Source organism: Caballeronia sp. PC1, assembly GCF_021353155.1.
Classification (GTDB): Bacteria; Pseudomonadota; Gammaproteobacteria; order Burkholderiales; family Burkholderiaceae; genus Caballeronia; species Caballeronia cordobensis.
In genome coordinates, this window is sequence record NZ_JAJUBH010000001.1 from 2,718,145 (window position 1) to 2,742,497 (window position 24,353).

Genomic DNA, 24,353 nt, shown 5'->3' on the forward strand with positions numbered 1-24,353 from the left:
AGACCACGTTATGACCCGAGCGATTTCCGTTGCGCTGCTTGTCGGCGGCATCGTGCTGCTGTACTTCGGCGGCACGTCGTTTCATTCGCTCTCCAACGACGTCGCGCGCTTTTTCACCGGCTCGCCCACGAACAAGACCATCTGGCTGATCGCGGGCGGCATCGTCGCGTCGCTCGCGGGACTGATCGGTCTCGCGATTCCCTCGAAGCGCTGAAGCCTACGCGAGCGGCACTTCCGGTTGCGACGCCGAGCGCGTGCCCGGCAGCGCCGCGTTGCTCGCTCCGCGATACGTGAAGACGAGCGAGAACTTCACCTGATCGGTGAGGTTCTTGCCGGCGGAGTGCAGCGTGTTGCAATGGAAGAACACGACGTCGCCCGCTTCCAGTTCGGGCGATACCGCCGTGCGGATCAGCGCGGCGTTCTCAGGCAGGTCCGAGCGGAAGAATTTGGCGGCGTCGAAACGATCCGACGTGAACGGCAGCTTGTGCGACGCGGGCACGAACCACAGCGCGCCGTTGTCCACCGTCTCGTTGCCGAGCGCGAGCCACGCGGAAACGAGGTCGTCGCGCTCGAACGCCCAGTACCGCACGTCGCGATGCCAGCCGGTCAGACTGCCGTAGGCCGGATGCTTCGTCATCATGCAGTTGTGATGCGCGCGCGACAGATACGGCGCTTCGCCGAAATACAGCTCCATCCAGCCGCGCACTTCGGGGGAGGTCGCGAACTCCGCTAAGAACGGATGCCGCGCATACGCGTCGAGCAGACGGCGCACCGTATGGCCGCCGGGCGCCTCCTTCGAGTCCGGCGCGCCAGGATATTTCAGATCGGCTTCGAACTCGACCGGCGCGGCGGCCTCGGCAAGCTGCAGGCGCGCCACTTCGCGCATCGCGTCGCGCCGCTCCTTCGGAACCAGCCCTTTCACGATCACGTAGCCTTTTTCGCGCAGTTCGTGAACCTGATCTTTTTTCGATTTGAGCGTGTTTTGATCTGACATTTCAGTTCCTCGTCGGCGGCATTCGAATGAACTCATGCCGGCGACGCTATATCCGGAATTGGGGCGAATACGTGAATTGTAAATCCGATATCGCGCAAAGGCCCGCACGACAACGCTTCGCCGATTATTTATCAGCATCCGCTTCATAAAACGGCAGGGAAAACGCGGACTTACCCCGGTAATGATGCTTGTGTAAATTGGCCGCGACAGTTCGGTGCAACTTGCTGAATCACTTCGAATCGAATGCCTTGATCGCTATTTTTGAGACGACTATCGTCGAGTTTGCATCCACGCAACCGACCTCCCGCTGACATGAACCACCGAATCGCTATCGGCCTTACCCGCGCTGCTGCACGCGCGGCGCGTCCTGCCCGCCGCGGCATGATCCGCGCGTTGCGCCATCATTCCGCGCGCACGCAGGCGCTCACCGAGCAATTGAAGAACGTGCATCCGGTCGACGGCATCCGGTCGTGGTTCCGCGGTTTCTTCTTCAACCTGCGCGTGCGCACGGCTTCGCGCCGCGTGTCGCTGCAGGCGCTGCTGCGCCGTCCGATGCAGTTGCGCGCGCCCGCGCCCAAACCGAAAGCCGCCGCGCTGACGAGCCGCCGCCCGCGCCGCCTGTCGACGAGCAGTGCCGGCTGGTACGCCTTCGCCGCGCGCTAATCGAGCGTCGGATAATCGGTATAGCCGTGCTCGCCGCCGCCGTTGAGCGTGGACGGATCGGCTTCGGCGAGCGGCGCGCTCAATTTCAGCCGCTCCACTAAATCCGGATTCGCGATGAACGCGCGGCCGAATGACACGGCATCGGCGTCGCCGCGTTCTATCCGCGCACTCGCTTCCTCCGCCGTGCCGCCCTCTCCCGACGCGATAATCGCGCCATCGCACGCATCGCGCAGGGCGTGGCGCAGCGCGTCGTCGGCATCGGCGAGATCCACGTAGGCAATGCCGATGCGCTTCAGTTCGCCCGCCAGATACGCCGACGACGCCAGCGCTTCGGCATCTTCGATATCCGCGCCGGTGAACGCCGGCGACAGCCGAATGCCGGTGCGATGCGCGCCGATCACGCCCGCCACCGCCTCCAGCACGTCGACCACGATCCTCATGCGGTTTTCGACGCTGCCGCCGTACGCGTCGGTGCGCCGGTTCGAGCCGGTCGCGATGAACTGATGCAGCAGCCCGCCGTTCGCTGCGTCGATCTCGATCAGGTCGAAATCCGCGCGCGCGGCGCGATGCGCGGCATCGACGAACTCAAGCAAAACATGCGCGATTTCGCCGGTTTCGAGCGCGCGCGGGGCGTCGGCTTCGATGAAACCGTGCGTGCCGTCGTCCCTCATCACGAGCACTTGCGCGTGTTGCGCGCGGATCGCGGACGGCGCGACGGGCGGCGAGCCGTCGTCGCGCAAGCGCCGGTGCGACAGGCGTCCGGCATGCGACAACAGCGCCGCGATGCGCCCGTGCCGCGCATGCACCGCGCCGACAACGCCCTTCCAGCCCGCAGCCTGCGCGTCCGAGTGGATGCCGGGCGCGGCCCAGCCGCCCTGACCTTGCCGCGAAACGTGCGCGGGCTCGGTCACGATCAGCCCCGCGCTCGCGCGCTGCGCATAGTAATGAGCGTTCATTTCGACGGGCACGTCGCCGGGTTGCGACGCGCGATGGCGCGCGAGCGGCGCCATCACGACGCGGTTGCGCAGTTCGAGATTGCAGATAGTGACGGGAGAAAGGAGCGTGTCGTACGACATGGCGGTTCCGCGCGATCGGTTGTGCCGATGCCCTATCCCGCAAGAAATGCGCCGCAAAAAAAACGGCAAGCGCGCGGCTTGCCGTTTTTCTGAATGGCGACGAACGCCGGCGTTAAGCGACGCTCGCGACCGGTTCCGTGCCAGCCGCTTCCGCCAGGACAAGCGCCTTGTCGGTGGCTTCCCACGAAAATTCCGGCTCTTCGCGACCAAAGTGGCCATAAGCCGCCGTCTTTTCGTAGATCGGACGCAGCAGGTCGAGCATCTGAATGATGCCCTTCGGACGCAGATCGAAATGTTCGAGCACGAGCTTCGTGATCTCGGCATCCGACACGCGGCCCGTGCCGAACGTGTTGACCATCACGGAAGTCGGGCGCGCCACGCCGATGGCGTACGAAACCTGAATCAGCGCGCGCGAGGCGAGCCCCGCCGCGACGATGTTCTTCGCGACATAACGGCCGGCGTAGGCCGCCGAGCGGTCGACCTTCGACGGATCCTTGCCCGAGAACGCGCCGCCGCCGTGCGGGGCCGCGCCGCCGTACGTATCGACGATGATCTTGCGGCCCGTCAGACCGCAGTCGCCCTGCGGACCGCCAATAACGAAGCGGCCCGTCGGGTTCACCAGGAACTTGATGTCGCCCTTGATGAGATCCTTCGGCAGCGTCGGCTTGATGACTTCTTCGATCACCGCTTCGCGCAGTTGCGGCAGGTCGATATCCGGCGAATGCTGCGTGGAGAGCACGACCGTGTCGATGGAGTGCGCCTTGCCATCGACGTAACGCACCGTGACTTGCGACTTCGCGTCCGGGCGCAGCCACGGCAGACGGCCGTCGCGGCGCAGGTTCGCCTGGCGCTCGACGAGGCGGTGCGAAAGGTGGATCGGCAGCGGCATCAGCTCGGGCGTTTCGTCGCACGCGTAGCCGAACATCAGGCCCTGGTCGCCCGCGCCCTGATCGAGGTTGTCGTCATGTGCCTTGTTCACGCCTTGCGCGATATCCGGCGATTGCTTGTCGTAAGCGACGAGCACCGCGCAGCCGCGATAATCGATGCCGAAGTCGGTGTTGTCGTAGCCGATGCGCTTGATGGTGTCACGCGCGATCTGGATGTAATCGACATTGGCCGTGGTCGTGATTTCGCCCGCGAGCACGACGAGACCGGTGTTGCAGAGCGTTTCCGCCGCGACGCGCGAATATTTGTCCTGCGACAGAATGGCGTCGAGGATGGCGTCGGAGACTTGATCGGCGACCTTGTCCGGGTGGCCTTCGGAAACAGATTCGGAGGTAAAGAGATAGTCGTTCTTCACGCTTCAGACTCCAGTTGGTTACGGTTTTTATTCACGTAGCCGACTTCGTTTGGAGTCTGAAGCGGCGACGCTTTAGCGGATACCTTCTCCGGTTGGCAGCTTCGTGCTGCCGGCCGGCTTCGCCCCGCAAGTTGTCCATTAACTCGGCGAAGGTTCTATTATACCGGCTTCCCTGAATTTCACAGAATCGACCCTTTTGGCTTATCTGGTCCCGTATCGTTCATCCGCACGCTGGAGCCGCTCATGCTAGGGCGCATCGGCATCGCGCTCGCCATCGGCTTTCTCAAGTTCCTGGCGCTCATTCCGTATGGCATCACCGCCCGTTTCGGCGACGGCCTCGGCTGGCTGCTCTATCAGATCCCGAGCCGCCGCAAGCGCATCGTGCATACGAATCTGAAACTGTGCTTCCCCGAGTGGAGCGACGAAAAGCGCGAGGACATCGCGCAGAAGCACTTCCGCCACGCGATCCGCAGTTACGTGGAGCGCAGCGTGCAATGGTTCGGCTCGGCGAAGAAGCTCGAGAAGCTGATCGAACTGGACAGCGCCGTCGATCTCTCCGATCCCGATCTGCCGCCCACGCTCTTTCTCGGATTTCACTTCGTCGGCATCGAGGCGGGCTCGATCTTTCTCAATTACTCGCTGCACCGGCAGTGCGGCTCGCTGTATCAGCCGTTTTCGAATCCGCAGATCGAAGAACTCGCCAAGACGCAGCGCGCCCGCTTCGGCGCCGACATGGCGAGCCGCGCCGACAGCGCGCGCATCGTGCTGCGCTGGCTGCGCGACCGCAAGCCGGTGATGCTCGGCGCGGACATGGATTACGGCATGCGCAACTCCACATTCGTGCCGTTCTTCGGCATTCCCACTTGCACGCTGACGGCCGTCGGCCGGCTCGCGAAAACGGGCAAGGCGCAGCTCGTTCCGTTCATCGGCGAGGTGCTGCCGAACTACAAGGGGTATCGGCTGAAGATTTTCGAGCCGTGGGACAACTACCCCACCGGCGACGACGAAGCCGACGCGCGCCGCATGAACGCGTTTCTCGAAGAGCAGATTCCGCACATGCCGGAGCAATATTATTGGGTTCACAAGCGCTTCAAGACGCGGCCGCCCGGCGAGCCGGGGTTTTATTGAGGCCCGATCGACGCGCAAGCGGCGCGAAATCGCGCGCCGCAGGTCACATACAATAGCGGCCATGAAACTCAAATTCACCAAGATGCAAGGCGCGGGCAACGACTTCGTCGTGCTCGACGGCTACTCGCAGGCGCTCGATCTCAGCGCGGAACAGGTGCGCGCGCTCGCGAACCGTCATTTCGGCGTTGGCGCGGATCAACTGCTGCTCGTGGAAAAGCCGACGATCGAAGGCGTCGACTTCAAATACCGCATCTTCAATTGCGATGGCGGCGAGGTCGAGCACTGCGGCAACGGCGCGCGCTGCTTCGTGAAGTTCGTGCGCGATCGCGGTCTGACGAACGCATCGAGCGTGCGCGTGCAGGTGCAAAACGGCGTCATCACGCTGTCGGTGCAGGAGAACGGCGAAGTCGTCGTCGACATGAGCACGCCGGTGTTCGATCCGCCGCACGTCCCGTTCGACGCGCAAGCACTCGAAGGGCTTCGGCAGGGCCACGACACGCTCTGGCCGCTCGACGTGAGCGGAGAAACGCGCTGGATTTCGGCCGTCTCGATGGGCAATCCGCACGCCGTGCAGACCGTCGAAGACGTGGAAGCGTATCCGGTGCTGACCGAAGGCCCCTTGATCGAGCGTCACGCGCGCTTTCCGAAGCGCGTGAACGCGGGTTTCATGCAGATCGTCGATCGTCAGACGGTCAAGCTGCGCGTCTACGAGCGCGGCGCGGGCGAAACGCTCGCGTGCGGCACGGGCGCGTGCGCGGCGGTGGCCGCGGGCATCCGCCGCGGTCTGCTCGATTCGCCCGTGCGCGTTCATACGCACGGCGGCACGCTCACGATTTCCTGGGACGGCGCGCGCGACGAATCCGCCGCGCTTTTCATGGCCGGCCCCGCCGCGACCGTGTTCGAAGGCGAAATCGAGCTCGATCGCATCGTTTAAACGCAACCACGTCATCATGAATCCACGCGAAGTCGCCGACTACCTGCTCGACAACCCCGATTTCTTCGCCGAGCACGCGGAACTGCTCGGCGCCATCCGGCTCTCGAATCCGCACGGCAAGGCGGCCGTGTCGCTGCAAGAGCGTCAGATGGAAATGCTGCGCGACAAGAACAAGCAGCTCGAACGCCGTCTTGCCGAACTGCTGCGCTACGGCCACGAAAACGACAGCATCTCGTCCAAGTTCAACCGCTGGACCGTGCGCGTAATCGCGCAGCGCGATCCGTACGCGCTGCCCGCGACGATCAGCAAAGGCCTGTGCGAAGTCTTCGACGTGCCGCATGCCGCGCTGCGCGTGTGGGATATCGACGAAGCGTATCGGCAGGCGGATTTCGCGCGTCAGGTCGGCGAGGAAGTGCGCATTTTCACGAGCAGCCTCGCCGCGCCGTATTGCGGCGTGAACACGGGCTTCGCGGCGGCGCAGTGGCTGGGCGCCGCGAACTCGGCATCGGCGACGGTCGCGCCGAGCGATGGTCCGTCCGACATCGATCGCAAGGTCGAGTCCGTTTCGCTGATCGCGCTGCGCGATCCGCAGGCCGGCCCGGATGCGCCGAGCTTCGGCCTGCTCGTCATGGGCTCGCCCGATCCGCGCCGCTTTCACGACGGCATGGCGACCGACTTCCTCACGCAGATCGGGGCGCTCGCGAGTGCGGCGCTGTCCCGCCTGCTGCCGCACTGAACATGAACGCCGCCGCCGACGCCCCGAAGGTAGTGCCCTCCGCGGATGCGATCGCCGACTATCTCGCGATGCTGGAGCATCAGCGGCATCTGTCGGAGCACACGCTGCGCGGCTACACGCACGAACTCAGCGAGCTGCGCGCGCTCGCGAAAGACCGTCCGCTCGAATCGCTGACCGCGGCGGATATTCGCGGCGCGGTCGTGCGCGCGCATGCGGCAGGGTTGTCGTCGCGCTCGATCGCGCATCGGCTGTCGGCGTGGCGCGCGTTTTATCGATGGCTCGCCGAGCGCATCGAGATGCCGGCGAATCCGGTCGCGACGGTGCGCGCGCCCAAGCGCGAGAAGACGCTGCCGAAGGCGCTTTCCGTCGATCACGCGCAACAACTGATGGACGCGCCGCGCGCCGATACGACCGAAGGGCTGCGCGATCAGGCGATCCTCGAACTGTTCTATTCGTCGGGCTTGCGGCTCGCGGAACTGGTGAGCCTCGACGTTCGCCATTTCGAGAAGTCGGTCAGCTGGCTCGATATCGAGAACGCCGAAGTTCACGTTCGCGGCAAAGGCAGCCGCGAGCGCAAGGTTCCGGTCGGCAGCAAGGCGATCGACGCCTTGCGCGCATGGATCGCGGTGCGCGGCGAGTTCGTCAAGCTCGACGCCCAGGCGCTTTTCCTGTCGGTGCGCGGCAACCGCATGTCGCCCGGCGTGGTGCGCGAGCGCGTGAAACGGCTCGCGCTGCTGGCGGGCATTCCGTCGAACGTGCATCCCCACGTGCTGCGCCATTCGTTCGCCACGCACGTCCTGCAATCGAGCGGCGATCTGCGGGCGGTGCAGGAACTGCTCGGCCACGCGAGCATCACGGCCACGCAGGTGTACACCTCGCTCGATTTTCAACATCTCGCCCGCGTCTACGATGCGGCGCACCCGCGCGCGAAAAAGCGCGATTAACTTGCGCGAGCGCCGTTTTCGGTCTGTCGTCGGCGCCGCTTCCGGATTGCAATGAACACCATCACGCTCAAACCGGCGAAGGACAAGTCGCTCGTTCGCCGCCATCCGTGGATTTACGCCAACGCCATCGCGCGCATCGACGGCGATCCCGCAGCGGGCGCGACCGTCGTCGTGCGCGCCGCCGATGGGCGCTTTCTCGCGCGCGCCTCGTACAGTCCGCACTCGCAGATTCGTGCGCGCGTCTGGTCGTTCGACGAAGCCGAGCCGATCGATCACGCGTTCTTCAAGCGGCGCGTGCAGCGCGCGGTCGCGCACCGGCAGACGATGGTGAAAGGCACCGGCGCCACGCGCCTCGTCTTCGGCGAGGCGGACGGCCTGCCCGGCCTGATCGTCGATTACTACGTCGCGGACGACGGCACGCACGCGCAGCTCGTCTGCCAGTTCATGGCGACGGGCGTCGAAGCGTGGAAAGAGGCCATCGTGCAGGCGCTGATTGCCGCGACCGGCTGCCCGAACGTCTACGAGCGCTCGGATGTCTCGATCCGCCAGAAGGAAGGCCTCGAACAGACGACGGGCGTGCTCGCGGGCGACGCGCCGCCCGAGACGTTCATCGTGGACGAATGCGGCGTGCGGCATCACGTCGATGTGAGAAACGGCCACAAGACGGGCTTTTACGTCGATCAGCGCGACAACCGCGTGCTGGTCGCGCAGTACGCCGCCGGCCGCGACGTGCTGAACTGTTTCTGCTACACGGGCGGTTTTTCGCTCGCCGCGTTGAAAGGCGGCGCGACGCGCGTCGTGTCCGTCGATTCGTCCGGCGATGCGCTCGCGCTCGCGCGCGAAAACGTCAAGGCGAACGGTTTCGACGCGGACAAAGCCGACTGGCTCGACGCCGATGCCTTCAAGACGCTGCGCCGCCTCTACGACGAAGGCCAGCGCTTCGACCTGATCGTGCTCGATCCGCCGAAGTTCGCGCCGTCGAAGGAAACCGTCGATCGCGCCGCGCGCGCCTACAAGGACATCAATCTGAGCGGTTTCAAGCTGCTGCGTCCGGGCGGGCTGCTCTTCACGTATTCGTGCTCAGGCGCGATCGATGCGGATCTGTTCCAGAAGATCGTCGCGGGCGCGGCGGCGGACGCGCGCGTCGATGCGCGGATTCTCAAGCGCCTCGGCGCGGGCGTCGATCATCCGCTGCTGACGGCGTTTCCGGAAGGCGAATACCTGAAAGGGCTGCTGTTGCAAATCGCGTGACTGGCCCAAAGTACGCGGAATTCCCGCGCGAACGGCGCGAGCGGCACCGGCTTGACAAATATGTTTCAATAATCGATTCAGCGCACAGACAAGGACACAGGCGACACCATGATTCCCGTAACCATCCTGACCGGCTTTCTGGGCAGCGGCAAGACCACGCTGCTCAAGCGCATCCTGAACGAGCAGCACGGCCTGAAGATCGCCGTGATCGAGAACGAGTTCGGCGAAGAGAACATCGACAACGAAATCCTCGTGCAGGAAACGAACGAGCAGATCATCCAGATGAGCAACGGCTGCATCTGCTGCACGATCCGCGGCGATCTGGCGCGCGCGCTCGAAGACCTCGCGAACCGCAATAAAGCGGGCACGCTCCAGTTCGACCGCGTGGTGATCGAAACGACCGGTCTTGCGAATCCGGGTCCGGTCGCGCAGACGTTCTTCATGGATAACACCGTCGCCGACGAATTCCTGCTCGACGCGATCATCACCCTGGTCGACGCGAAACACGCCGATTCGCAGCTGGATCAGCACGAAGTCGTGCAACGTCAGGTCGGTTTCGCGGACCGCCTGTTCGTCACGAAGTCCGATCTCGTTTCCGCCGACGAACTCGACGCGCTCAAGCATCGCCTGCTGCACATGAACCCGCGCGCGGCGATCAAGGTCGTGAATTTCGGCGACGCGGACATCAAGGAGATCTTCGATCTGCGCGGCTTCAACCTGAATTCGAAGCTCGAGATCGATCCGGATTTCCTCGCGGAAGACGATCACGATCATGCGCATGGCCACGACCATGAGCACGACCACGATCATTCGACCTGCGGCCACGATCACAGTCACGATCACGAGCACGGGCATCACCATCATCACGCGCATCACGACGACAAGATCAAGTCGTTCGTGTACCGCAGCGACAAGCCGTTCGATCCGAACCGCCTCGAAGACTTCCTCGGCGGCATTCTGCAGATCTATGGCGAGCGCCTCTTGCGCTACAAGGGCGTGCTTTACATGAAGGGCGTCGATCGCAAGGTCGTCTTCCAGGGCGTGCATCAGATGATGGGCAGCGACCTCGCCGGCAAATGGATGCCGATCGAGAAGAAGAACAGCAAGATGGTGTTCATCGGTATCGAGCTGCCGAAAGACCTGATCACCGACGGTCTCGACGCCTGCCTCGTGAAGTAAATCCGGCACGCATCTCGCTTGATTTGTGCGACTCGCGCGGAGCAAAGTCGCACGCAGGAACAAAACGCCGCCGCGAGCCGTTCGTGCGCGGCGTTTTTCACGATCGGACTTTCGATGCGCGTATGTAGCCGCGCCCACGAACCGACATCGCTTTTTGCACGTCCAGGCGTTATATTTTTGAAATTCCGGCGCGAATTGACAGGGTTTTCCGTGGGTTTCGTCGGAAATTGCGGTTCAGTTACAATACAGCCCCACTGGAGAAGGGCAGTTCCGCTGATGGCGCGTCTTCGGGCTCGTCCGCGGGATGTTTAGGAGAAGGGATGTCCCGTCGGGACGATGCCTCGATTTGCCGGGGGAAGGCAAATCAAGTCAAAGCACCGGGGCCGGAAATCCAAGGGCCATGCGAAAACCGCCTGGGCCTTTCCGGAGCATCATCCAATATCGGTTTCCAGAGGAGTTCGGCCCCGCATCGGCGTGTCGCGCAGCACCGCGTACCGATGCGCTGCATGCGGGTAACGCAAGTGCGGGCGTTGCGAAGACATCGCCCTACATTGAAGAAGCAAGCAGATGACAACGAAACTCTTGACCGAAGCCGAAATCCTGAAGATGAGCGAGAAGGACTACATGAACGAGGATCAACTCGCCTTCTTCAAGAACCGGCTCGAACAGTTGCAAGCGGACATTCTGAAGAATGCCGGCCAGACGACCGAAAATCTGCGGGAAACGGTGATCGTGCCGGACCCGGCGGATCGCGCGACCATCGAGGAAGAGCACGCACTGGAACTGCGCACGCGCGACCGCGAGCGCAAGCTTCTGAAGAAGGTGCAGCAGTCTCTCGCGCGCATCGAATCCGGCGACTACGGCTGGTGCGAAGAGACCGGCGAACCGATCGGCATTCCGCGCCTGCTCGCGCGCCCGACGGCCACGCTCTCGCTCGAAGCTCAGGAACGCCGCGAACTGCGTCAGAAGCTGTTCGGCGACTGATCTCGCCGCCGGCCGGCGTCGTGCGGGATCGCCCGCCACGGGGAAGACGCCGCCGCAAAAAGCTGCGCGAAGGCAGTCGCATCAAGGGAAAGGCACACATCGACGTGTGCCTTTTTGCTTTTCTGGCGTGTTTTTCCTGGGCCTCGCGCGAAGCATCGGCGGCCTACGCCTTGATAAATCTTCCATCGCCCTAAAATGAGCCGGACGCGCCCCGCAAAAGCATCCATGCGACGGGCGCGAGCGCGGCGCCGTCCGCCCGAAGCCTTAGGCCGGGCGGAACCCCGCGCCGTGCACTCCATCGAATTCTCGACTGCGCGGCGGACTTTCATCGCCACGCATCGTCTGTTTATCCAAGGAACGCACATGGAACAATTTCACGGCACGACCATCGTCTCCGTGCGCCGCGACGGCAAAGTCGCGCTGGGCGGCGATGGTCAGGTGACGCTCGGCAACATCGTCATGAAAGGGGGCGCGAAGAAAGTGCGCCGCATCTATGGCGGCAAGGTGCTGGTGGGCTTCGCGGGCGGCACCGCCGACGCGTTCTCGCTGCTCGACCGCTTCGAGGCGAAACTCGAAAAGCATCAGGGCAACCTGACGCGCGCCGCCGTCGAACTGGCGAAGGACTGGCGCACGGACCGCATGCTGCGCCGGCTCGAAGCCATGCTGATCACGGCGGACAAGGACACGACGCTCGTCATCACCGGCAACGGCGACGTGCTCGATCCCGAACACGGCATCGCCGCGATCGGCTCGGGCGGCGCGTACGCGCAGGCGGCGGCGCAGGCGCTCATCGAGAACACCGATCTCTCTCCGCGCGATATCGTCGAAAAGGCGCTCACCATCGCCGGCGACATGTGCATCTACACGAACCACAATCGCGTCATCGAGACGATCGAGTAAAGGAACCCAGCGATGACCACCATGACTCCCTCCGAAATCGTCTCCGAACTGGACAAGCACATCATCGGCCAGGGCCGCGCGAAAAAGGCCGTGGCTGTCGCGCTGCGCAACCGCTGGCGTCGTCAGCAGGTCGCCGAGCCGCTGCGCCAGGAAATCACGCCGAAGAACATTCTGATGATCGGGCCGACGGGCGTCGGCAAGACCGAGATCGCGCGGCGTCTCGCGAAGCTCGCGGACGCGCCGTTCATCAAGATCGAAGCCACGAAGTTCACGGAAGTCGGCTATGTGGGCCGCGACGTCGACAGCATCGTGCGCGATCTGATCGAAATTTCGGTCAAGCAGACGCGCGAATCCGAGATGAAGAAGGTGCGCACGAAGGCGGAAGACCGCGCCGAAGACCGGATTCTCGATATCCTGCTGCCGACGGCGCGGCCGGTCGGCTTCAGCGCATCGTCCGACAGCGTGCCGGCTGAAGGCGACAACGCGACGCGCCAGACCTTCCGCAAGCGTCTGCGCGAAGGCGCGCTCGACGACAAGGAAATCGAGCTCGACGTGGAAATGCCGCAGGCCGGCATGGACATCATGGGGCCGCCGGGCATGGAAGACATGACCGAGCAGATTCGCTCGATGTTCGCGAATATCGGCGGTGGCAAGAAGACGCGCCGCAAGGTGAAGGTCAAGGAAGCGCTCAAGCTGCTCACCGACGAAGAAGCCGGCAAGATGCTCAACGACGAAGAGGTCAAGAGCCGCGCGGTGCAGAACGTCGAGCAAAACGGCATCGTGTTCCTGGACGAGATCGACAAGATCGCGTCGCGCAGCGAAACCGGCGGTGCCGAAGTGTCGCGCGCGGGCGTGCAGCGCGACCTGCTGCCGCTCGTCGAAGGCACGACCATCAACACGAAATACGGGATGATCAAGACCGATCACATCCTGTTCATCGCGAGCGGCGCGTTTCATCTCGCCAAGCCGAGCGATCTGATTCCCGAACTGCAAGGGCGTTTCCCGATTCGCGTGGAACTGGATTCGCTGTCGGTCGAGGACTTCGAAGCGATCCTGAATGCGACCGACGCAAGCCTCGTCAAGCAGTACAAGGCGCTGCTCGCGACGGAAGGCGTCGATCTGGATTTCGCGCAGGACGGCATCCGGCGTCTGGCGGAAGTGGCCTACTCGGTCAACGAAAAGACCGAAAACATCGGCGCGCGGCGCCTGTACACGGTGATCGAAAAGTTGCTGGAGGAAGTGTCGTTCGCGGCGGGCAATCATGCGGGCCAGCCGGTGCGCATCGACGCGGCGTACGTGGACCGCGCGCTCGGCGAAGTGGCGCAGGACGAAGACCTGTCCCGCTACGTGCTGTAACGGCCGCAGCAGCGTGCATACGGAACCGGGCGGCGACGCCCGGTTTTTTTACGCCGTCGCGTTTCGTACAGGCGAAAAAAAGCCCGCCTAGGTGGGCGGGCTGAATCCATATCAGGAGGAGACATGGAGGAGACAGTTCCAACTATACACAGGCGCTTGATGCGACGCAATAGAAATTTTAGTAAAAACCCCTATAGCGTCGAGTTGTGGTATCTGCGCGTCACTTTTCGGATTTTGCCTAGCGATGACACCGCAAGAATCGGCGCGTAACCTCGACTGCACGGCTCTACAGTGGTCCCGTACCCAAGAGCCATCGAGGTCGTCATGACAACCGCATCGAACCCCACTTTCGCTTCCGACGAAGGCCGCTGGCAGGCCGTCCAGGACCGCGACCCGCGCGCCGACGGCGCCTTCTTCTTCGCCGTGCGCACGACCGGCGTGTTCTGCCGGCCGTCGTGCGCGTCGCGGGCGCCGCGCCGCGAGAACGTCGAATTCTTCGCGACGACCGATGCCGCCGAGCACGCCGGTTATCGTCCGTGCAAACGCTGCCAGCCGACGAGCCTGCCGCGCGAGCTCGCCATCGTCGAGCGCGCCTGCAAGGTGCTCGACGCCGATCCGCAGCAACGCATGACGCTCGCGCAGTTGAGCGAAGCCGTCCACGTGAGCCCGTTTCATCTGCAACGGCTGTTCTCGCGGATCGTCGGCATTTCGCCGCGGCAGTATCAGGCGGCGCAGCGCGCGGGCGTGCTGCGCGACGCGTTGCAGCGCGGCCGCGACGTCACGCGCGCGACGCACGACGCCGGGTTCGGCTCGCCGTCGCGCATGTACGAAGCGGTGCCCGCCGAGCTTGGCATGACGCCGTCCGAGTACAGGCGCGGGGGCGCGGGCCTCACGGTGCGCTACGCCACCGCCGATACCCCGCTCGGCGCCGTGCTCGTCGCGGCGACGGACAAAGGCGTGTGCAAGATCGCTTTCGGCGACGAAGCGCCCGCGCTCGTCGAGCAGCTTGCCGCCGATTTCGCGCAAGCCAGGCGCGTCGAGGACGCCGCGAGCATGGAGCCGTTCATCGCGCAGGTTCGCGCGTATCTGCAAGGCACGCGCGAGCGCGTCGACTTGCCGCTCGACATCGGCGCGACCGCGTTTCAGCGGCGCGTGTGGGACGCGTTGCGGCGCATCCCGTACGGGCAGACGCGCAGTTACACGGAGATCGCCGAATCGCTCGGCTCGCCGCGCGCGGTGCGGGCGGTCGCGAATGCGTGCGCATCGAATCCGGTCGCGCTCGCGATTCCGTGTCATCGCGTGATCGGCAAGGACGGTGCGATCGCGGGTTATCGCTGGGGCGCGCCGCGTAAGGAAGTGCTGCTCGAAACGGAGCGCGCGCACCGCGAATCCGACAAGGTTGCCTGACGCCCGAACGCTCGCCGTCATCGCGACGCGCGAGCGCTTCCCACCCCTCGCGAGCCGTTCACAGCGGCTCCGGCAAATCTCCCGAAAAGCCCGCAAACCCTTGCTGTTTCTGGGTGCAAGCGCGCCTGACACCGAAATGTTAAAGTGCCCGCTACCCTAAAAATACGATCGCGCGCACGCCGCTCGCGCTCCTCGCAGAACGCTTCAATGTCAAACAAGAATCCCGCTCACCCCAAGGCCGGCGCATTCGAGCGCAGGCTTGCCGCGCTCGCGTCGGGCCCGCACGCCGACGCGTTGCGCCACGGCTTGCGCGGCATCGAAAAAGAAAGCCTGCGCGTGACGCCGCACGGCAAGCTCGCGATGACGCCGCATCCGCGCGCGTTCGGATCGGCGCTGACGCATCCGCTCATCACGACCGATTACTCCGAGGCGCTCGTCGAGCTCATCACGCCGGCCGAATCGGATGTCGCGGTGACGCTCGATTCGCTCGATACGCTGCATCGTTTCGCGTACGCGCACATGGGCGACGAGTTGCTCTGGAATAACTCGATGCCCAATTCGCTGCCGCCGGAGGACGAAATCCCCTTCGGCTATTACGGCACGTCGAATATCGGCACGCTGAAGACGGTGTACCGGCGCGGCCTCGCGCTGCGTTATGGCCGCACGATGCAATGCATCGCCGGCATCCACTACAACTATTCGCTCAACGAAGCGGTGTGGCGCGCGTGGCAGGCGCTCGACAACACGAGCACGCTGTCGGCGCAGGACTTCCAGTCGGAACGCTACTTCGCGCTGATCCGCAATTTCCGCCGCACGAGCTGGCTGCTGATGTATCTGTTCGGCGCGTCGCCGGCGCTGAACAAGCGCTTTGTCGAAGGCAAGGCGCATCATCTCGAATCGTTCGACGCCGACACGTTCTATCTGCCGCACGCGACCAGCCTGCGCATGAGCGATCTCGGCTACACGAACAATCCGGCGCAGGCGGATCTGCTGCCGAGCTACGACGATCTCGACGCCTATCTCGACGTGCTCGCCAAAGCGGTGAGCCAGCCTTACGCGCCCTACGAAGCCATCGGCACGCAGCGCAACGGCGAGTGGGTGCAGATCAACACCAACGTCCTGCAGATCGAAAACGAGTTCTACTCGACGATCCGTCCGAAGCGCATCACGCACTCGGGCGAACGTCCGCTGCATGCGCTCGCCGAGCGCGGCGTGCAGTACATCGAAGTGCGCTGCCTCGACATCGATCCGTTCGTACCGACCGGCATTTCGCTCGAAACCGCGCGCTTTCTCGATGCGTATCTGCTGTATTGCGCGCTCGAAGACAGCCCGCTCTTGCCGCGCGAGGCGAGCATCGAGGCGAATGGCAATTTCAGCGCGGTGGCGAAGGAAGGCCGCAAGCCGGGTCTTGCGCTTCAGCGCGACGGCGCGAGCGTGCCGATGCGGCAATGGGCCGAAGAGCTCTTCGATGCCATCGCGCCCGTCGCGAAGACGCTCGATGCGCTCAACGGCCACGACGACCACTCGCGCGCGCTCGCGGCGCTGCGGCCGCGCATCGCGGATGCGTCGCTCACGCCGTCGGCGCGCGTGCTCCAAATCATGCGCGAGAAGCACCAGTCGTTCGACGACTTCGCGCTCGAACTGAGCATGCGTCACGCGGAAGGCTTTCGCGCGCGTCCGCTTTCCGTCGACGAAGAGCGCGCGATGGAAGAGCTCGCCGCGAAATCGCTTGTCGAGCAGACGGTGGTCGAAAGCCGCGACACCGAAACCTTCGATGCCTTCGTTGCCGCTTATCAGGTCTACAAACTGAACGCCGCGAGCGCCTGACGCAGAATTTTCCGCGCTCGCGGTTTTCGCGAACGGCAAGTTTTTCCGGTTGTGCAACAGTGGGAAACGCACCGCAACATCATCGGCTGAGTGAGGTCAAAATGTTGCCGAGTTTTTCGACGATCGGGGGAGCAATGATTAAGAAGTTCTTCGGCGCGGCCGCGCTGGGGGCCGCGTCGCTCGCAGTGTTGAGCGGCTGCGCGGTGCAGGACCAGGTCAGCAGCACGACGATGGAACAGGCCACCGCGCCGCTCACGTGCATGAGCAAGGCCGAATGCGACGCCTGGTGGGCGCGCGCGCAAGTCTGGGTGACGAACCACTCGGAGTACAAGCTCCAGACCATCACGGATTCGATCATCCAGACGGCGGGACCGTCGAGCGGCAAGCGCGCGCTCGCGTATCAGATCACGAAGACGCCGACCAACGAAGGCACCGCGACCATCGGCTTCGCGGCGCACTGCGAGCACCCGCTCGGCTGCGAGCCGAATCCGTGGCAGGCGGGCGCGGATTTCAAGCAGTTCGTGCGCAACGGTCCGGGGCTTCGCAAGACGGCGACGCCGCAAGCCGGCGTTTCGCCCGTGGCGCCCGCGCCGGCTCCGGGCGGCGTACAGGTCAGCCCGCTCGATCAGCCCGCCCCGCTCAATCTCGAAAGCCAGCCGGGCCAGTCGGTCACGCCGCTCGCGCCGCAGTAACGCCGGATCAATGTCCCATCGAGGCTGACGCGCCCTTCTTCGGCCGCGTCAGCCAGACCATCGCCGCCAGCACGAGAAACGCATAGAAGGAGATGCGGAAGAAGTCGTTGGTCGACATCATGTACGCCTGCGCCGACACGACGCGATCCAGTTGCGCCGTCAGCGCCTGTCCCGACAGCCCCAGTCCCGAAAGCAGATCCGAATAGGCCGTGGTGCCCGCCGAATACGGCGTCACCGATTCGGTGAGACGCGCGTGATGGCGAATCATGCCGTTTTCCCAGAAAGTCGTGCTCACCGCCGTGCCGATCGCGCCCGACAAGGTGCGCAGAAAGTTCGACAGCCCCGCCGCGCCCGCGAGCCGTTCGTCGGAAACGCTGGAGAGCGTGATCGTCGTCATCGGCACGAAGAAGCACGCGACGCCGATGCCCTGAATCAGACGCGGATAGATGATCTCGTGGAACGGCGTGTCGAGCGTGAACGTCGAGTTCCAGTGCGACACGAACGCAAACGTGAGGAACGCGAAACTCGCGATCACCCGCAGATTCAGCCGATGCATGTTCTGCCCGATGAGCGGCGACAGCACCAGCGCGAGAATGCCGACCGGCGCGGTCGCGAGACCCGCGAGCCACGGCGTGTAGCCCAGCACGGTTTGCAGCCAGAGCGGCAGCACGACCACCGAGCCGAAGAACGCGAGAAAGCCGAGCGACGTGATGAGCACGCCCATCGCGAAATTGCGGTCGCGGAACAGCGAGAGGTCGATCACCGGTTCCTTCTCGGTCAGCTCCCACGCGAACATGAAGGCGAGCGACACCGCCGAAACGATCGCCAGCGTCACGATGAGGTTCGAGCTGAACCAGTCGTGATCCTTGCCGAGGTCGAGCATCATCTGCAAACACGCGACGCCGATCACGAGCAGCGCGAGACCGACGGCGTCGATGCGCTGCTGCGTGGTCTTGGTTTCGTGGCCGCGCAGGAGGAAATACGCGATCGCCGCCGAAAACATCCCGATCGGCACGTTGATGTAGAAGATCCACGGCCAGGTGAAGTTATCGGTGATGTAGCCGCCCATCACGGGGCCGAAGATCGGCGCGACGATCACGGTCATCGCCCAGAGACCGAGCGCGAGCCCGCGTTTTTCGGGCGGATAGCTGCGCATGAGGATGGTTTGCGAGAGCGGGACCATCGGGCCGGAGACGAGGCCTTGCAGCAGCCGGAACGCGATCAGCGATTCGAAGTTGTGCGCGAGCCCGCACAGCGCGGAGGCGATCGAGAACAGCAGCACGGAGATCGTGAACAGTTTGACCTCGCCGACCCGCCGCGCGAGCCAGCCGGTCAGCGGCACCGCAATCGCGGACGCGACCGAGTACGACGAAATGACCCACGTGCCTTCGCTCGTCGCGACACCGAGGCTGCCGGAGATGGTCGGCACCGCGACGTTCGCGATCGACGTGTCGAGCACCTCCATGAAGGTGCCGAGGGCGAGGCCCATCGTGAGCAAGGCGAGGATGCCGCCCTTGAGCGGTATCGGTGCGGGCGGCGAGGCGGGCGCGCTCGTCGTGGATGCGGACATGTTCGGTTCTCCGGTGCTCGAAGCGCATTAGGCGCGAGCATTTTCTTGTCGGGGCATTCTCTGCTCAGGCAGTGAAAATGGCGCAAAGAATTGCCTGGTTTCTCGGATTAATCAGATGGTTCTTCGTCTATCCCGCAGGGCGCGCAGTCCGCCATCGGCGTATTGCCGATGATGCGCGCGAGCATCGCGATCAGCAGATCCAGCTCGGCGCGGCTGAAGCCGTGCAACTGCTCGTTGAGCATCGCCGCGCCGATCGCCGGCAGACGGCTCGCCGCATCGCGCCCGCGCGCCGTCAGACTCAGCTCGACGATGCGCCGGTCCGCCTCGCTGCGCGCGCGGCTCACGAAACCCTTCTTCTCGAGCCGGTCGAGCATACGCGTCATCGAGCCGCTGTCGTAGGACATCTCGCGCGACAACTCCAGCGGCGTGCGCGCCCGCCCCGACGCCAGCATCATGATCACGCCGATTTGCGGCGACGTCAGATCGAGCGGTTTGAGCGCCTGATCGGTTCGCATGACGAGCACGTTGCGCGCCTTGGCGAGATAGTAGCCGAGGCTGGTTTCGAGTTGAATCGTGTCGGGATCGTAAAGCGGTTCGCTGTTCATGCCACGTCAATCGTACGGATGATGCGCGCTTGCGACACTCGGTCGCGTTTCGCAAAGGCAACAACTGCTGAAAAGCAATCAGCAGTATCTTGAAAAATAGTTGCTCAGTCAATATTATTCTATGCAACGAGTTACGCGCAAGATGCGCCGCCCGCAACCATGTTCTGATCGCCAGCCGCGTCGTTTCGACGCCCGAAGGACCCACCCATGACCCGCTTTGCCCGCACCGCCCGCCGACGCATCGGCCCTATCGGCAGCATGATCGCCAACGCTTCCCGTCACTTCGTCCCGGCGAAGCTGAGTTCGTGGAAACTCGCGTTGTATGTGATCGTGTTCCTGCTGCCGGGCGGATCGTTCGCGGTGCTGGGCATGGGATGGTTCGAGAACCGGCATCGGCGGCGCAATTCGGCGTCCGCTGCCGGGTCCAAGCAGGCATCCGCGCGGCCGCTGCTCCGCCCGCCGTGCACCGACGGCGCGCCGTAACGCGTCGTAACCGATACGTCCTGCCGCGTAACACCCGCCTTACGGCGAACCCGTTACCCTAACGTCTGCCTGACGCGCGCCTCACATCGGCGCGCGCCGCGTTCCGTTACCATCTCGGCTTCGCCCTCCGTCGCATCGACCGGAGCCGCGCCGACAGGAATTCCGACAAGCAGATGCCGTATCGCCCCGCCCTTCCCGCCTCCGCTCCCGCCGCCATGCGCTGCCTGACTGCCGCCGTGCTCGCGATATTTATCGCCGGCTGCGCCGTCGGGCCCGACTATCAGCGCCCCGCCACCGCCGTTCCGGCCAGCTACAAGGAAGCGCCCGATGGCTGGAAGGTCGCGCAGCCCGCCGACCAGACCGATCGCGGCGCGTGGTGGACCATCTACAACGACACGCGCCTCGACGAGCTCGAAGCGCAATTGAATCAGTCGAACCAGAGCATCGCGCAATTCGCGGCGGCTTACCGGCAGGCGCGCGCGCTCGTCGGCGAAGCGCGCGCGGCCTATTTCCCGGTCATCGGTGCGTCGGCGTCGGCGTCGCGCGCGGGAACGGGCGCGGGCAACCGCTCGACCAGCAGTTCCAGCTTCGGCCAGCAAGGCTCGGTGAACAACCAGTTCAGCCTCGCGCTCGACGCAAGCTGGGAGCCGGACCTGTGGGGCAGCGTCTCGCGCACGGTCGCCGGTCAGAAGGCGGGCCAGCAGGGCGCCGCCGCCGATCTCGCGAACGCGCGTCTCTCCGCGCAGGCCACGCTCGCGCAGAGCTACTTCCAGTTGCGCTCGCTGGACGCCCAGCAAAAGCTCCTCGACGAGACCGTCGCGGCTTACCAGCAGTCGCTCAAGCTCACGCAGAACCAGTACGCGCAGGGCATCGTCGCGCGTTCGGACGTGATTCAGGCGCAAACGCAACTGCAATCCGCGCAGGCATCCGCCATCGACAACGGCGTCGCGCGCGCGCAGTTCGAGCACGCGATCGCGGTGCTCGTCGGTGAGCCGGCGTCGACGTTCTCGATTCCGCCGATCCCGCTCGACGCGACACCGCCCACCGTGCCCGTACAGATGCCGTCGGCGATTCTCGAACGCCGGCCCGATATCGCTTCGGCGGAACGCAAGGCGGCGGCGGCGAACGAGCAGATCGGCATCGAAATGGCCGCGTATTTCCCCACGCTCACCCTCTCGGCGCAAGGCGGCTTCGAAAGCTCGGTGCTGTCGCAATTGCTGCGCGCGCCGTCGCGCTTCTGGACGCTCGGGCCGGACATCGCCGCAACCCTCTTCGACGGCGGCCTGCGCGCCGCGCGCACCGAAGCCGCGCGCGCCGCCTATGACCAGAACGTCGCCACCTACCGGCAGACGGTGCTCACCGCGTTCCAGGACGTCGAAGACAATCTCGCGTCGCTGCGTATTCTGGAGAAGGAAATCGTCGTGCAGCAGCAGGCCGTCGAATCCGCGCAGCAGGCGCTCGCGATCATCAACAATCAGTACAAGGCGGGAACGGTCGCGTTCATCAACGTGCTGACCGCGCAAACCACGGCGTTCACCGCGCAGCAGAAGCTCGCGAATATCGCGGGGCAGCGCATGGTGTCGTCGGTGGGACTCGTGAAGGCGCTCGGCGGCGGCTGGGACGTCGCGCAGATGGATCGCGAGACGGGCGGCGTGGAAGCGCCCGCGCCGGCTTCCGGTCCGGCGCAAACCGCCAGCCGCTGAGTTCTATCGCATGAAGGTGAGCGCGACCGTATCCGGATCGGTGTGACGGCCGAGCAGGTTCAAGAGACCCGCCAGGTTCTCGCGCTGCTCGGGCGCGGCGGTCGCGGTGCCCTGAAACGACGTCGATTCCGGCGCGATCGAACCGTTGCCGCTGAGCATCAGCGGACCTTTGCTCGTCGTCAGATCGATCGTCGCGGATGCGCCCTGCGCCTGCAGCGCGACGCGGTATGAACCGAGCGGCTTCACGCGCGAGACGCGCGAAGCCATGTCGTCGAGCGTGACGACCACTTGTCCGTAAGCGTTGCGGTTCAGCAAACGGAACTCGGTCCACGAGAGCCGCACCGCGCCATCGAAATCCAGCGTGTTGAACGGCGCGCCCAGACCGGCGAGCAGCGTCGCGGGCACCGCGATCTGTCCGGCCGTGAGCGTCGCGCCGCGCGGGCTGGCATCGAGGATCACGGCATCGGGCATGGCGTCCGTCTGGCGCATCGTCATGTGAATGCGGCCGGTGAAAAGCGGCAGGAACGACGTCGTCCATTCGATGCGCCCCGGAAGCAGCGTCGCGCCCGCGCCGTCGCTGCCCGCGGCGAGCATCAGCGTCGCCGAGCCTTGCCAGAGCGATCCCGATGGATCGACGAGATTCACGTGGCCGCCCGTCGCCTTCGAGAACTGCGGCACGATCCACGCGGCGGGCATCATCACGAGCAGCGTGCCCGCGACCGATATCAGCATCACGAAGATCGCCGGCAAGGCGAGCCGGATGCGTCGCGTCCAGTAACTCATTTCGTGCCGGCCGGTTGCAGCGAAGCGGTCAGATCGACCTGGCCATCCTGCTTGAGCGCCGTGACGCGCGCGTCCGACACCTGCACCTTGAACTGCTTGCGCGCGTCGTCGAGCCACATCGTCCAGTTCGGGAACGACGCGTTTTTCAACTGGATCTGCACCGCCGCGCCGATCACCTGAATCTGCGTCGGCTGCATGCCGTTGTCCGCGAGCGACTTCGCGAGCGCATCGCGCAGCGCGCCGCCGGTGGGCATCACGCCTTCCGTGGCGGGCGCGAGCGAGCGCGCTTCGTTGGCCTGCGCGTTCATGGTCGCGAGTTGGCGCTGCATCGCCGGCAAGCTCTGGCGCAGCCGCGCGCGGCCTTCGTACGCAGGCGCCCACAGCACGAGATACACCAGCGCGATGCCGAGCGCGATGCCGCCCCACATCAGCAGCGTCTTTTCGCGCGGTGTGCGCACTTCCCAGAATTCCGACAGCGAACGTCCGATTTCCGCTTTCATTGGCCGCTCCTGATCATCCATTTGCCGGTGTTGCTGTCGATCGACCCGTTCAGGCCATTAGCCGCGAGACGCCTCGAAAGATCGGGATCGACCTTCGTTTCCGGCTTGAAGGTCACTTCAAGATGCCGGTCGCGATAGTCGAGCCCCGCCACGCCGTTCACCGGCACGGGACCGAGCGAGCGCGCGAGGCCATCGGCGAGCGACAGAAAATCGGACGGCGACAACTGGCCCGACGCCACGCGCAGCCGGTCGAGGTTGCGCGCCATCTGATCCGGCGCGTCGAGCACGACGGTCGTCTTCGGGAACGCGTTGAGCAGAAGCTCGGTCATCTGCGCGCTGATGGCGTCCCGCTGGCGCGCGAGCTGCAGCCATTGCACGTTGACGCCGATGACCGACACGATGATCGACGCCGCCACGAGCGCGATCGGCACGCGCAGGCGGCGCACGGTCGCGCGGTCGAGACGCCACGGCTGCGCGGCGAATTCGAACTGGCACAGATCGAAGCGGCTCGCAAGCGCGTTGCGCGCGAGCGCTTCGAAGGCGATCGGCTGCGCGCCGGCGATAGCGGCCGCGGCATTGCGCGAGCCGGACAGACGCGGCTCGTCGCCGGGCAGATCGACGAGCGAATACAGCGTCGCGGGATGATCGCCCGCAAGCGCGGCCAGCGTCGCTTCGATCGAATCGGCGGGCAGCGCGAGGCCTTCGCCGAGCGCCGCGCGTTCGCCGCGCGCAATCGCGATCTCGATGCGCGGCGTGCCGGACGCGGCGGGCGACGGCGCGGCCATCTCGCCGATCAGCGCGGGCGCGGTCGACACGACATGACCGAACAGCCCGGCGATGAACGGCGTCGGCGCCGCGACCGTTTGCTCGCCTTCTTCGGGAGCGCTCGCGGCCGGCACGGGCAGGCAGCGCGTCGCGGGCACGGCCTTGACGTTGCGATGCCCCGCGCCCGAAAACGCGCCGAGCACGAAGCGGAACCAGCCGCGATCGATCACGGCGACCACGCGCTTGCCATCGGCGAGTTCGAGCGGATCGACCGCGATGTGGCACGTCTGCGGATCCTGAATCAACTGATCCTCGACGACGTTCGGCAGCGCCTGGCGCAAGCGCGGACCCTTGAGCGGCGGCACGGACGCGGCAAGCAGCAGCGTGTCGCGCGCGGCGACGATCAGCACGGTCGCACTCGCGCGCGGCAGCAGCCCGAGGGCCGCGCGGCCGGCGCGCTGCGGCTCGCCGCGCTTGTCGAGCAGCAGAAACGGCAGATCCGGCAGATGCCACTCTTCCGAGCGGACCGCGGGATCGCGCGGCGGCAGTAAAACGATCAGTGTGCTCAAAGGC

Annotated in this window: 24 protein-coding genes; 16 read left to right on the plus strand and 8 right to left on the minus strand. The window is 64.9% G+C overall.

Annotated elements, in window-relative coordinates:
* Positions 1-10: 10 nt before the first annotated feature.
* Entirely contained in the window at positions 11-214 is a 204-nt protein-coding gene (locus LY284_RS12995; RefSeq protein ID WP_014192745.1) for a DUF3185 family protein, read from the plus strand.
* A 3-nt stretch (positions 215-217) separates the two neighbouring features.
* Here the strand turns inward: LY284_RS12995 and LY284_RS13000 are convergent, their stop codons facing one another.
* Positions 218-994, minus strand: a complete 777-nt coding sequence (locus LY284_RS13000) for a phytanoyl-CoA dioxygenase family protein (RefSeq protein ID WP_233386638.1) — start codon at positions 992-994, stop codon at positions 218-220.
* 312 nt (positions 995-1,306) lie between these two features.
* On the opposite strand from LY284_RS13000, the gene LY284_RS13005 reads away from it, so the two are divergent.
* Entirely contained in the window at positions 1,307-1,657 is a 351-nt protein-coding gene (locus LY284_RS13005; RefSeq protein WP_014192743.1) for a hypothetical protein, read from the plus strand.
* Here the strand turns inward: LY284_RS13005 and LY284_RS13010 are convergent.
* Positions 1,654-2,733, minus strand: a complete 1,080-nt coding sequence (locus tag LY284_RS13010) for an alkene reductase (protein WP_233386640.1) — start codon at positions 2,731-2,733, stop codon at positions 1,654-1,656. The two genes, LY284_RS13005 and LY284_RS13010, sit on opposite strands and share 4 nt — an antisense overlap.
* Positions 2,734-2,845: 112 nt before the next feature.
* Positions 2,846-4,033 carry a methionine adenosyltransferase gene (metK, locus tag LY284_RS13015; protein ID WP_014192741.1) on the minus strand — a complete coding sequence of 396 codons (1,188 nt, stop codon included), beginning with the start codon at positions 4,031-4,033 and terminating at the stop codon, positions 2,846-2,848.
* A 243-nt stretch (positions 4,034-4,276) separates the two neighbouring features.
* Here metK and LY284_RS13020 point away from each other — a divergent pair, with 243 nt between their 5' ends.
* From LY284_RS13020 to LY284_RS13075, 12 genes are all read left to right on the plus strand, one after another.
* A complete protein-coding gene (locus tag LY284_RS13020) occupies positions 4,277-5,161 on the plus strand; it encodes a lipid A biosynthesis lauroyl acyltransferase (RefSeq protein WP_233386642.1) in 885 nt (294 codons plus the stop codon).
* A 61-nt stretch (positions 5,162-5,222) separates the two neighbouring features.
* Entirely contained in the window at positions 5,223-6,095 is an 873-nt protein-coding gene (gene dapF, locus LY284_RS13025) for a diaminopimelate epimerase (RefSeq protein ID WP_045451570.1), read from the plus strand.
* 16 nt (positions 6,096-6,111) lie between these two features.
* The gene (locus LY284_RS13030; protein ID WP_014192738.1) at positions 6,112-6,831 is read left to right on the plus strand and encodes a DUF484 family protein; all 720 of its coding nucleotides are present in this window, start codon (positions 6,112-6,114) and stop codon (positions 6,829-6,831) included.
* A 2-nt stretch (positions 6,832-6,833) separates the two neighbouring features.
* Positions 6,834-7,775 (plus strand): tyrosine recombinase XerC, encoded by a 942-nt coding sequence (gene xerC, locus LY284_RS13035; RefSeq protein WP_233386651.1) that lies wholly within the window; start codon positions 6,834-6,836, stop codon positions 7,773-7,775.
* Positions 7,776-7,826: 51 nt separating this feature from the next.
* Positions 7,827-9,026 (plus strand): class I SAM-dependent rRNA methyltransferase, encoded by a 1,200-nt coding sequence (locus LY284_RS13040; RefSeq protein ID WP_045451566.1) that lies wholly within the window; start codon positions 7,827-7,829, stop codon positions 9,024-9,026.
* Between the two features lie 108 nt (positions 9,027-9,134).
* Positions 9,135-10,205 carry a GTP-binding protein gene (locus tag LY284_RS13045; RefSeq protein WP_045451563.1) on the plus strand — a complete coding sequence of 357 codons (1,071 nt, stop codon included), beginning with the start codon at positions 9,135-9,137 and terminating at the stop codon, positions 10,203-10,205.
* Positions 10,206-10,772: 567 nt separating this feature from the next.
* The gene (gene dksA / locus LY284_RS13050; protein ID WP_008352366.1) at positions 10,773-11,189 is read left to right on the plus strand and encodes an RNA polymerase-binding protein DksA; all 417 of its coding nucleotides are present in this window, start codon (positions 10,773-10,775) and stop codon (positions 11,187-11,189) included.
* Between the two features lie 363 nt (positions 11,190-11,552).
* Positions 11,553-12,089: an ATP-dependent protease subunit HslV gene (gene hslV, locus LY284_RS13055; RefSeq protein WP_045451560.1), complete on the plus strand. Its 537-nt coding sequence runs from the start codon at positions 11,553-11,555 to the stop codon at positions 12,087-12,089.
* Between the two features lie 12 nt (positions 12,090-12,101).
* Positions 12,102-13,445: an ATP-dependent protease ATPase subunit HslU gene (gene hslU, locus LY284_RS13060; RefSeq protein ID WP_014192733.1), complete on the plus strand. Its 1,344-nt coding sequence runs from the start codon at positions 12,102-12,104 to the stop codon at positions 13,443-13,445.
* Between the two features lie 324 nt (positions 13,446-13,769).
* On the plus strand, positions 13,770-14,852 hold the full coding sequence (ada, locus tag LY284_RS13065; protein ID WP_045451557.1) for a bifunctional DNA-binding transcriptional regulator/O6-methylguanine-DNA methyltransferase Ada: 1,083 nt from the start codon (positions 13,770-13,772) through the stop codon (positions 14,850-14,852).
* Between the two features lie 207 nt (positions 14,853-15,059).
* Positions 15,060-16,679, plus strand: coding sequence for a glutamate--cysteine ligase (gene gshA / locus LY284_RS13070; RefSeq protein WP_045451554.1), 1,620 nt, complete (start codon positions 15,060-15,062; stop codon positions 16,677-16,679).
* A gap of 134 nt (positions 16,680-16,813) precedes the next feature.
* The gene (locus LY284_RS13075) at positions 16,814-17,371 is read left to right on the plus strand and encodes a hypothetical protein (RefSeq protein ID WP_041730855.1); all 558 of its coding nucleotides are present in this window, start codon (positions 16,814-16,816) and stop codon (positions 17,369-17,371) included.
* 7 nt (positions 17,372-17,378) lie between these two features.
* On the opposite strand, the gene LY284_RS13080 is transcribed toward LY284_RS13075, so the two are convergent.
* Together LY284_RS13080 and LY284_RS13085 are read right to left on the minus strand one after the other, a co-directional pair.
* Complete coding sequence (locus LY284_RS13080) at positions 17,379-18,941, minus strand: DHA2 family efflux MFS transporter permease subunit (protein ID WP_045451552.1); 1,563 nt, start codon at positions 18,939-18,941, stop codon at positions 17,379-17,381.
* A 107-nt stretch (positions 18,942-19,048) separates the two neighbouring features.
* Complete coding sequence (locus LY284_RS13085) at positions 19,049-19,546, minus strand: MarR family winged helix-turn-helix transcriptional regulator (protein WP_045451550.1); 498 nt, start codon at positions 19,544-19,546, stop codon at positions 19,049-19,051.
* A 207-nt stretch (positions 19,547-19,753) separates the two neighbouring features.
* On the opposite strand from LY284_RS13085, the gene LY284_RS13090 reads away from it, so the two are divergent.
* Together LY284_RS13090 and LY284_RS13095 are read left to right on the plus strand one after the other, a co-directional pair.
* Positions 19,754-20,029 carry a hypothetical protein gene (locus LY284_RS13090; protein WP_045451548.1) on the plus strand — a complete coding sequence of 92 codons (276 nt, stop codon included), beginning with the start codon at positions 19,754-19,756 and terminating at the stop codon, positions 20,027-20,029.
* 173 nt (positions 20,030-20,202) lie between these two features.
* On the plus strand, positions 20,203-21,732 hold the full coding sequence (locus LY284_RS13095; protein WP_233386653.1) for an efflux transporter outer membrane subunit: 1,530 nt from the start codon (positions 20,203-20,205) through the stop codon (positions 21,730-21,732).
* 3 nt (positions 21,733-21,735) lie between these two features.
* Here LY284_RS13095 and LY284_RS13100 read toward each other — a convergent pair whose 3' ends face one another.
* Genes LY284_RS13100 through gspL form a run of 3 tightly spaced genes read right to left on the minus strand, consistent with a single transcriptional unit; the run spans position 21,736 to position 24,349 of the window.
* Complete coding sequence (locus LY284_RS13100; RefSeq protein ID WP_045451543.1) at positions 21,736-22,515, minus strand: type II secretion system protein N; 780 nt, start codon at positions 22,513-22,515, stop codon at positions 21,736-21,738.
* A complete protein-coding gene (gspM, locus tag LY284_RS13105) occupies positions 22,512-23,015 on the minus strand; it encodes a type II secretion system protein GspM (protein WP_014192724.1) in 504 nt (167 codons plus the stop codon). Before gspM ends, LY284_RS13100 begins: the two co-directional genes overlap by 4 nt.
* Entirely contained in the window at positions 23,012-24,349 is a 1,338-nt protein-coding gene (gene gspL, locus LY284_RS13110) for a type II secretion system protein GspL (RefSeq protein WP_045451540.1), read from the minus strand. The genes gspM and gspL overlap by 4 nt, the downstream gene beginning before the upstream one ends.
* Positions 24,350-24,353: the final 4 nt, after the last annotated feature.

Excerpts from the sequence above, each read along its gene's own strand:
- LY284_RS12995 (WP_014192745.1), top strand. The coding sequence starts at position 11 with ATGACCCGAGCGATTTCCGTTGCGCTGCTTGTCGGCGGCATCGTGCTG.
- LY284_RS13000 (WP_233386638.1), bottom strand. The coding sequence starts at position 994 with ATGTCAGATCAAAACACGCTCAAATCGAAAAAAGATCAGGTTCACGAA.
- LY284_RS13005 (WP_014192743.1), top strand. The coding sequence starts at position 1,307 with ATGAACCACCGAATCGCTATCGGCCTTACCCGCGCTGCTGCACGCGCG.
- LY284_RS13010 (WP_233386640.1), bottom strand. The coding sequence starts at position 2,733 with ATGTCGTACGACACGCTCCTTTCTCCCGTCACTATCTGCAATCTCGAA.
- LY284_RS13020 (WP_233386642.1), top strand. The coding sequence starts at position 4,277 with ATGCTAGGGCGCATCGGCATCGCGCTCGCCATCGGCTTTCTCAAGTTC.
- dapF (WP_045451570.1), top strand. The coding sequence starts at position 5,223 with ATGAAACTCAAATTCACCAAGATGCAAGGCGCGGGCAACGACTTCGTC.
- LY284_RS13030 (WP_014192738.1), top strand. The coding sequence starts at position 6,112 with ATGAATCCACGCGAAGTCGCCGACTACCTGCTCGACAACCCCGATTTC.
- xerC (WP_233386651.1), top strand. The coding sequence starts at position 6,834 with ATGAACGCCGCCGCCGACGCCCCGAAGGTAGTGCCCTCCGCGGATGCG.
- LY284_RS13040 (WP_045451566.1), top strand. The coding sequence starts at position 7,827 with ATGAACACCATCACGCTCAAACCGGCGAAGGACAAGTCGCTCGTTCGC.
- LY284_RS13045 (WP_045451563.1), top strand. The coding sequence starts at position 9,135 with ATGATTCCCGTAACCATCCTGACCGGCTTTCTGGGCAGCGGCAAGACC.
- dksA (WP_008352366.1), top strand. The coding sequence starts at position 10,773 with ATGACAACGAAACTCTTGACCGAAGCCGAAATCCTGAAGATGAGCGAG.
- hslV (WP_045451560.1), top strand. The coding sequence starts at position 11,553 with ATGGAACAATTTCACGGCACGACCATCGTCTCCGTGCGCCGCGACGGC.
- hslU (WP_014192733.1), top strand. The coding sequence starts at position 12,102 with ATGACCACCATGACTCCCTCCGAAATCGTCTCCGAACTGGACAAGCAC.
- ada (WP_045451557.1), top strand. The coding sequence starts at position 13,770 with ATGACAACCGCATCGAACCCCACTTTCGCTTCCGACGAAGGCCGCTGG.
- gshA (WP_045451554.1), top strand. The coding sequence starts at position 15,060 with ATGTCAAACAAGAATCCCGCTCACCCCAAGGCCGGCGCATTCGAGCGC.
- LY284_RS13075 (WP_041730855.1), top strand. The coding sequence starts at position 16,814 with ATGATTAAGAAGTTCTTCGGCGCGGCCGCGCTGGGGGCCGCGTCGCTC.
- LY284_RS13080 (WP_045451552.1), bottom strand. The coding sequence starts at position 18,941 with ATGTCCGCATCCACGACGAGCGCGCCCGCCTCGCCGCCCGCACCGATA.
- LY284_RS13085 (WP_045451550.1), bottom strand. The coding sequence starts at position 19,546 with ATGAACAGCGAACCGCTTTACGATCCCGACACGATTCAACTCGAAACC.
- LY284_RS13090 (WP_045451548.1), top strand. The coding sequence starts at position 19,754 with ATGACCCGCTTTGCCCGCACCGCCCGCCGACGCATCGGCCCTATCGGC.
- LY284_RS13095 (WP_233386653.1), top strand. The coding sequence starts at position 20,203 with ATGCCGTATCGCCCCGCCCTTCCCGCCTCCGCTCCCGCCGCCATGCGC.
- LY284_RS13100 (WP_045451543.1), bottom strand. The coding sequence starts at position 22,515 with ATGAGTTACTGGACGCGACGCATCCGGCTCGCCTTGCCGGCGATCTTC.
- gspM (WP_014192724.1), bottom strand. The coding sequence starts at position 23,015 with ATGAAAGCGGAAATCGGACGTTCGCTGTCGGAATTCTGGGAAGTGCGC.